This window comes from Paenibacillus sp. MER 180 (genome assembly GCF_023713665.1).
In the GTDB taxonomy this organism is placed as follows: domain Bacteria; phylum Bacillota; class Bacilli; order Paenibacillales; family Paenibacillaceae; genus Paenibacillus_B; species Paenibacillus_B suaedae.
The window spans coordinates 1-1,306 of record NZ_JAMAVT010000053.1; the positions used below are offsets into that span (position 1 = coordinate 1).

1 protein-coding gene is annotated in these 1,306 nt (G+C 48.5%); it reads right to left on the bottom strand.

Annotation, left to right across the window (positions count from 1 at the left end; genetic code table 11):
- Positions 1–1,172: IS21 family transposase (istA, locus tag M3661_RS29740; protein ID WP_251491273.1), on the bottom strand; the 1,172-nt coding region annotated here is incomplete at its 3' end.
- Between the last annotated feature and the right edge of the window lie 134 nt (positions 1,173–1,306).

Genomic DNA, 1,306 nt, shown 5'->3' on the forward strand with positions numbered 1-1,306 from the left:
GGCTTCCGCAGCAGGTTCTTGAACACTGTAGGCCATGGGATCTGTACGGTTTGTCCCGTATACGGACGAGGTACTTCCTGTATTCGTTGGTGCTGGCTGCTTAGGATTACCATGCGATCCCAAAACGTTTGAATCAGTACTTCACTACCTGGCTGGGCTAATCCCAGCAACGGAATCATCATCGTCTCATCGACTCGAATTTCTCCGTACTTGTTTACCACTGCTGCACTCATACGGAATGGCTGAAAGCTGGTTTCCGGCAGGGTTAACAGCTGCTTTCGATCCTCCTCCCATAGATCTGTGATTCGTGTCCTTTTGGCGTAATGTGCTCGCTCTTGGTCGTGTCTGGCCTGCTCCATGAAAAAAGACACCAGCTGCTCATGACTTTCATAGATCGGAATGGGAACGGCCCAGTTGCGTTTGGCATATCCGCATTTGTTTTCCACATGCCCTTTCTCATGTCCGCTGTATGGATTACAAAATACGGCTTCAAACCGGTAGTGGGCACAGAAGCGCTGAAATCCTTCTGTAAGCTGCCGCTCGCCTTGTTTTTTGATATGAACGACGGCCGCCGACAGGTTGTCGAACCAAATTCGCTGAGGGACGCCTTCCATTTGCTCAAAGCATTGCTTCATTGCCTCCAGAAAACATTCCTGATTCTCCGCCGGTGTTGGATAAACAAACGAAGCATTACTATATGGAAAGGACACTACTAGCAGTTTATAGGTGAGCAGTTGCTGTGCTTGACTCACTTGAATGGTGGTGAAATCCACCTGTGCTTCCCCTGGCGGATGCTCTAGCCGTTCGTAGATCTTGGCTCGCGAAAGTTGCATTTCGTTTTTCCGCTTTTGCACATAGGCCAGCACAGTCCGTTGTCCTCCAGTAAACTGATATTCATCTCTTAGGCGTTGATAGATACGTATACCCGTGTGCCGCTGCTTGCGAGGGAGCAGCCGATCTTCCTCCAGCCACGTATCCACGATGTCCATAAAGGGCCCCATGACTGGACTTCGGCTCTTTCTCTTGCCTGTAGATTCATTCCAGTCGGACTGATCTGCATACTTCTTTGCCGTCCGCCAGTGGATGCCCATCTGTCTAGCAATATCTCTGACCGAACACCCTTCTGCTTCACGTAAAAATCTGATATAGTGTTGTTGAGGCATTTTCAGCATCCTTCCATCTCCTTTGTTAAGTTCTCAGCAAACCTAACGATAGGAGGATTTTAAGGGGCTGACAAGTGCCTTTTTGCATTCAGCTTGAGCATTTTTACGCTGCAATTTTAGGCACTTTTAGTATGCAATAAACA